This is a genomic window from Bacillus sp. MBGLi79, from assembly GCF_002953915.1.
In genome coordinates this window covers 424255-430053 of record NZ_CP026521.1, presented here as the reverse complement: position 1 = coordinate 430053, position 5799 = coordinate 424255, and the positions used below count along the sequence as shown (strand labels likewise).

At 46.8% G+C, this 5799-nt stretch carries 6 protein-coding genes; 4 read left to right on the top strand and 2 right to left on the bottom strand.

All coding sequences use genetic code 11. The annotated features are described in order from the left end of the window. Window positions 1-105: 105 nt before the first annotated feature. On the top strand, window positions 106-1356 hold the full coding sequence (gene gltP / locus C1T29_RS02290) for a glutamate-aspartate/proton symporter GltP (protein WP_023855832.1): 1251 nt from the start codon (window positions 106-108) through the stop codon (window positions 1354-1356). Window positions 1357-1396: 40 nt separating this feature from the next. On the opposite strand, the gene C1T29_RS02285 is transcribed toward gltP, so the two are convergent. Together C1T29_RS02285 and C1T29_RS02280 are read right to left on the bottom strand one after the other, a co-directional pair. Further along, window positions 1397-2476: a tetraprenyl-beta-curcumene synthase family protein gene (locus C1T29_RS02285; protein ID WP_020452664.1), complete on the bottom strand. Its 1080-nt coding sequence runs from the start codon at window positions 2474-2476 to the stop codon at window positions 1397-1399. A gap of 14 nt (window positions 2477-2490) precedes the next feature. Next, a complete protein-coding gene (locus tag C1T29_RS02280) occupies window positions 2491-3270 on the bottom strand; it encodes an alpha/beta hydrolase (RefSeq protein ID WP_023855831.1) in 780 nt (259 codons plus the stop codon). Between the two features lie 43 nt (window positions 3271-3313). On the opposite strand from C1T29_RS02280, the gene C1T29_RS02275 reads away from it, so the two are divergent. The 3 genes from C1T29_RS02275 (at window position 3314) to C1T29_RS02265 (ending at window position 5727) form a co-directional block, all read left to right on the top strand. Next, complete coding sequence (locus C1T29_RS02275) at window positions 3314-3832, top strand: gamma carbonic anhydrase (RefSeq protein ID WP_020452666.1); 519 nt, start codon at window positions 3314-3316, stop codon at window positions 3830-3832. Between the two features lie 174 nt (window positions 3833-4006). Next, entirely contained in the window at window positions 4007-4531 is a 525-nt protein-coding gene (locus C1T29_RS02270) for a phosphatase PAP2 family protein (RefSeq protein ID WP_026579034.1), read from the top strand. A 59-nt stretch (window positions 4532-4590) separates the two neighbouring features. Then, complete coding sequence (locus C1T29_RS02265; protein ID WP_026579033.1) at window positions 4591-5727, top strand: glycosyltransferase family 4 protein; 1137 nt, start codon at window positions 4591-4593, stop codon at window positions 5725-5727. Window positions 5728-5799 lie beyond the last annotated feature (72 nt).

Here is a 5799-nt window from a genome sequence, read left to right as displayed (position 1 = left end):
AAATAAAATATAAGAAATTTTTCGCAATTTTCTAAAAAGAAAAGGTGTTTCACTCTTTGTCACGAAATTATTGAAAACTCATGTAAAATACGGAGGGATTTCAATTTGAAAAAATTTATCGCTTATCAAATTTTGATCGCACTCGCCATTGGAGCAGTGATCGGACACTTTTTCCCTGATTTCGGAATGGCGCTGCGCCCCGTCGGAGACGGATTTATCCGCTTGATTAAAATGATCGTCGTTCCGATCGTTTTTTCTACAATCGTCATCGGAGCGGCCGGAAGCGGAAGCATGAAAAAAATGGGCAGTCTCGGCATCAAGACGATTATTTGGTTTGAAGTGATTACGACGTTCGTGCTCGGACTCGGGCTGCTTTTGGCTAATGTGCTAAAGCCCGGCGTCGGCCTTGACCTCTCCCATTTGGCCAAAAAAGATATCGGCGAGCTCTCAGGCTACACGGAAAAAGTGGTCGATCTTAAACAAATGATCCTCGATATTATTCCTACCAACATCGTTGACGTCATGGCCAGAAATGATTTGCTTGCCGTGATCTTCTTTGCGATATTGTTCGGCGTCGCAGCTGCCGGGATCGGCAAAGCCTCAGAGCCTGTCATGAAATTTTTTGAGTCTGTTGCCAATATCATGTTCAAACTGACGCAGATGGTTATGGTCACAGCCCCTATCGGCGTGCTTGCTCTTATGGCCGCATCCGTCGGGCAATACGGCATCGAACTCCTGCTTCCTATGTTAAAATTAGTCGGCACTGTTTTTCTCGGACTGTTTCTCGTTCTTTTTGTTTTATTTCCGATCGTCGGTCTTATTTTTAAAATTAAATACTTCGAAGTCCTGAAAATGATTTGGGATTTGTTTCTGATCGCGTTCTCCACTACGAGCACAGAAACAGTCTTGCCGCAGCTGATGGACCGCATGGAGAAATACGGCTGCCCAAAACGGGTCGTTTCCTTTGTGGTTCCTTCAGGCTTATCGCTGAATTGTGACGGCTCCAGCCTATATTTATCTGTCGCTTGTATCTTTTTGGCGCAGGCTTTCAATATAGACATGAGCATTTCACAGCAATTGCTCATGATGCTCGTGCTAGTGATGACAAGCAAAGGGATCGCCGCCGTTCCATCTGGCTCGCTCGTCGTCCTTCTGGCTACCGCCAACGCAGTCGGCCTTCCCGCTGAAGGAGTCGCGATTATCGCGGGAGTGGACCGCGTGATGGACATGGCGCGAACAGGCGTGAACGTGCCGGGTCATGCTGTCGCCTGCATCGTTGTTTCAAAATGGGAAAAAAGCTTCCGGTATAATAAGCGTTTTGTACTTGAAAAACAATACCGGATGGAAAGCTTGTAAACAGCAAAAGCTCAAGCCGATGAACGGTTTGAGCTTTTCTTTACGAGCTTTTCATCCACGGCATTTTTTGAATTTTGCGGTAGGCCCTTCCGTTGATATAGAAGAAGTAGGAAGTTTTTCCGCTCGCTTTAATAAGGCGCTTCGCCAGCCGGCCGATTTCCTTTTGACCCGCGACCTTATCGTCTGATAAATAAACACCCAGAAGACCTCTGTTGATCAAACGGTGAAAGTTTTCGTGCGGAATCCCGCGCAAATGTTCATCCGCCATTTCAATGAAATATTCGAGCCTTTCCATCATATCTGAATGTGATGGGTAATACGTGCAGAAATTCAAATCTCCGCCGATTAAGTCTTCCTCCTGGTCAATTAAATAATCGAGCAGGATGTGCAGTCCCTGTATGTACGGAAAATAGCTGTCGCGGATCTTTCCGGCCATCGATTCAGTAAAATCGGAACGGACGGAATACGATACGAGGCAGAAGATGCCGAGCGTTGAACCCGCACAGGCTGAGAACTCGTACCATTCCATTTTCGGCAAGGCCGATCTATAATTCTCAAACCACGCTTCGAGCCGGGGGACACGCTCATGCTCCACAACGTGTTTATGAACTTGCAGATCGCAGTAATAGCTGCAAAGCTCAAGCAGGTGCTGCTTGATCAAATCATAGTTCTCAATTTCCGCAAGCACGTCTTGGCACGTTTTCACTAAGTCGTGCAAATAGCCTTGATCATCCTGGTCTTCCCTGAACCGGTAATAGTTCTTCAATTCAGCCCCGACGGTCAGCGCGTCTTTCATTGACTGATGAAGCATGGAAAAATCATCCGGGTCAAGCGAGGTGCTCCGGTCGCATAGATTGTCGAGATAGTCGCTTATCGTCTGATACGCCGTAATAAACCGGATCGACTGCTCGATTTTGTCGCCTGAAAGGAGGGCCATAATGCCGCCGCCTTCACAGTGAAAGGTTTTATCCCTGATGCTGGCTTTCGCCTGCGTTTTCAGCTCGGGATTTTGAATCGTTTCAGCTTTTCGTTTCCACTTGTCCAACTCCTGATGAACAAGGGGAAAAACTTCTCTGTATACTTTAGCCATTAATCCAAAAGGATGCTCCGGTACTGCCAAAGAATGCACCTCCATTATGTCATATACTGTTCCACAAACGCTCTGGCCGCTTTAAAAACGTCTTCCCGCTCAGGCTCATTAAAAATTTCGTGGTATAAGCCCTCCCATTCCCTGTACGTCTTATTGTGAGAAGCAAGCTCGTTAAACCACTTGACGACCATTTTTTTGTCGACAAGCCAGTCTGTGCCCGCCTGCATGACAAAGAGCGGGATGTTGAGAAAGGCGTCCGTCGGCTCCATCGCGCTTTTCAACGCTTTTAACATTTCTTGATACCATCTGACAGAAACTTTTGTGATATATAATGAATCGTTGATGTCCATTTCGATGACTTCTTTGTTTCTCGTCGCTTTATCAGGCGTGATCCCGGATTCAAACCGCATGGACGGAGCCAAAACGTTGAGCCCTTTGGAAATCCAGTCCAAAAATTTGTTCGGCTTTAATTGCAGCCCGAGACAAGGGGATGATAAAATGAGACCGGCAATGCCGCTTTGCTGCTGCTTAAACCACTCGATCGCGATCAGGCCGCCCATGCTGTGCCCGAGCATAAATACAGGCAGTTCAAATGCTTTCGCCCTGGCGACCCATTTGTCCACTTCATCAATATATTCTTGAAACGAGCGTATATGTCCTCTTTCTCTTGTCGAAGTTCCCTGTCCGGGCAAATCCCCCATGACGACATTAAACCCGGATGAACGCCACATTTCGGACAGCCATTTATACCGCCCGTGATGCTCACATGCACCGTGAATGATGACGATTGAAGCAACAGGTCTTTCCGCTTCCATGCACCACATGCTGACCACCTCACACAATTTTATAAATGAAAGGATGAAACCTATGATCTACCCTTATAAAAAAACGGAACCCGTTATTCATGAAACGGCGTTTATCGCCGACAACGCGGTCATCACCGGAGATGTAACAATCGGAGAGCAATCAAGCATCTGGTTCTCTTCGGTTATCCGCGGCGATGTCGCCCCGGTCAGGATCGGAAAAGGCGTGAACATTCAAGACCTTTCCTGCCTGCACCAAAGCCCTGAGCGCCCTCTTGTGATTGAAGACGGTGTGACGGTAGGCCATCAGGTTACACTGCACAGCTCCGTGATACGAAAGCATGCCCTTATCGGAATGGGGTCGGTTATTCTTGACGAAGCGGAAGTCGGGGAAGGCGCTTTTATCGGGGCAGGCAGTCTTGTCCCGCCTGGCAAAAAGATCCCGGCCGGGCACCTCGCATTCGGCAGGCCCGCTAAAGTCATCCGCCCGTTAACTGACAAGGATAAACAGGAAATGGAAAGAATTCGCAAAGAATATATTGAAAAAGGACAATACTACAAATCCTTGCAAAAAAAAGATTAGCTTTGCTACAACTTTACCATTTTTTCACCGATAATTTAAGCAATAACCTTTTCGGCCGCACGCGTCTGCGGCTTTTTTCTTTTCCGAAATCTTTACAAATACTTATCATTTGCTAAACATTCATTTTTTACAATAAACATGAAGCAGCCATTCATGTAAAGGGGGTTATGACATTTGAATAAACTGATGGTCGGCATCTACAACTTTGAATGCCGGGTCTTCCTCGGTATGAACAGCTTATTTCACCAAAAAGCACTAAACCGTTACTTTCGTTCCTCAACACATCTGGGAGGGGCATTCTGCACGATTTCCGCTTGCCTGTCTCTCTTGCTGTTCGGATCCGGAAGTGTTCGTACAGCGGGGATCGCCAGCGCCATTGCACTTTTGGTCAGCCACCTTCAAGTCATGCTGATCAAAAAGCTGTATCCAAGAAAGCGGCCGTATTTAACGCTAAAGGAAACACAGGTTTTGCAAAATCCGCTCAAGGATCATTCTTTTCCATCCGGCCATACGACCGCGGCATTTTCCATCATTACACCGCTAATGATATTCTTTCCGATACTCGCGCTTTTATTAATTCCGGTAGGCATCAGTGTGGGACTCTCCAGAATTTATCTCGGTCTTCATTATCCTTCGGATGTTCTGGCAGGCACGGCCCTCGGGATATCAGTCGGAACTTTGTCGGCGCTGGTCTTCTAAGCCGGCCGTTTCTTCCAAAGCGTCACTGATTTTTCACATCACAAACAGGAGGGGAAACGATGAAAATTGCGATATTTACGGACACTTTTACACCGGATGTGAACGGATGCGCCAGAACGCTGAAAAGGTATACGGATTATCTTGAAAAAAACGGGATGTCCTATAAAGTATTTGCGCCGGAAAGCACGCATGAAACACAATTTTCGAGCCGCATCCGCCGTTTTACGAGCATGCCGTTCTTCTTATACCCCGAGTGCAGAATCGCTCTTCCTAATCTCATCAAAATGAAATCAGAACTCCGCGAATTCAATCCCGATCTCATTCACATCGCGACTCCTTTTAATATCGGCCTAGCAGGGCTCAAGCTTGCGAAGAAATGGAACATCCCTGTCGTAGGCTCTTACCATACCGATTTTGACCAGTACCTTTCATATTATGATCTTCAAATGTTTTCCAAACTATTATGGAAATATATGCACTGGTTTCATAAAGATTTTCGAAGAATTTTTGTCCCTTCGCGCGAAACGTTTATGCAGCTCAAAGCCAAACAATTCAGGAACCTCTCCATCTGGAAGCGCGGCGTGGACTGCTCGCTGTTCAGTCCGGCGCATCAAACCGAACACATCCGCAAGCGATACGGCATAAAGGAAACCTATATCCTCAGCTATGTCGGAAGGCTTGCACCTGAGAAAGATTTGGAGACGCTGCTCAAGATCGCAAGTCACCCCAATTTGAAAGATGGCGTCCACTGGCTGATCGCGGGAGACGGCCCGTTAAAAAAAGAGCTTGAGAAGCGGGCTCCCCTCAATATGACTTTTGCCGGCTATGTCAAAGGAGAAGAGCTGGCAAGCATTTATGCAAGCTCAGATTTGTTCGTCTTTCCTTCTCCGACGGAAACCTTCGGAAATTCCGCGCTTGAAGCGCTCGCCTGCGGGACGCCTGTTATCGGGGCAGATTCCGGCGGCCTGAAAGACTTTATACAAAACGGAAGAAACGGTTTTCTTTCCGAACCTGGAAATCCGGATGCATTCACCGAAAATATATTGCGCGTCCTCTCCAATGTGCCGTTAAAAAAACGGATGTCATACGATGCGAGAAGCTATGCCCTTACCCAGTCGTGGGAAGTGATTTTTGACAATCTCTTCTCCGAATGTGAACGTGTGCTAGCAGATTTATCAGCTGAAAAACCGGCATAAAAAAAGAAGGTTTTCGATTAACGAAAACCTTCTTTTTTGACTTAAACGATAATGACTTCTTTTGGCTGATGG

What these genes read in the sequence shown, in the direction of transcription:
- C1T29_RS02280 (WP_023855831.1), bottom strand. Translation starts at nt 3,270, where the DNA reads ATGTGGTGCATGGAAGCGGAAAGACCTGTTGCTTCAATCGTCATCATT.
- C1T29_RS02275 (WP_020452666.1), top strand. Translation starts at nt 3,314, where the DNA reads ATGATCTACCCTTATAAAAAAACGGAACCCGTTATTCATGAAACGGCG.
- C1T29_RS02265 (WP_026579033.1), top strand. Translation starts at nt 4,591, where the DNA reads ATGAAAATTGCGATATTTACGGACACTTTTACACCGGATGTGAACGGA.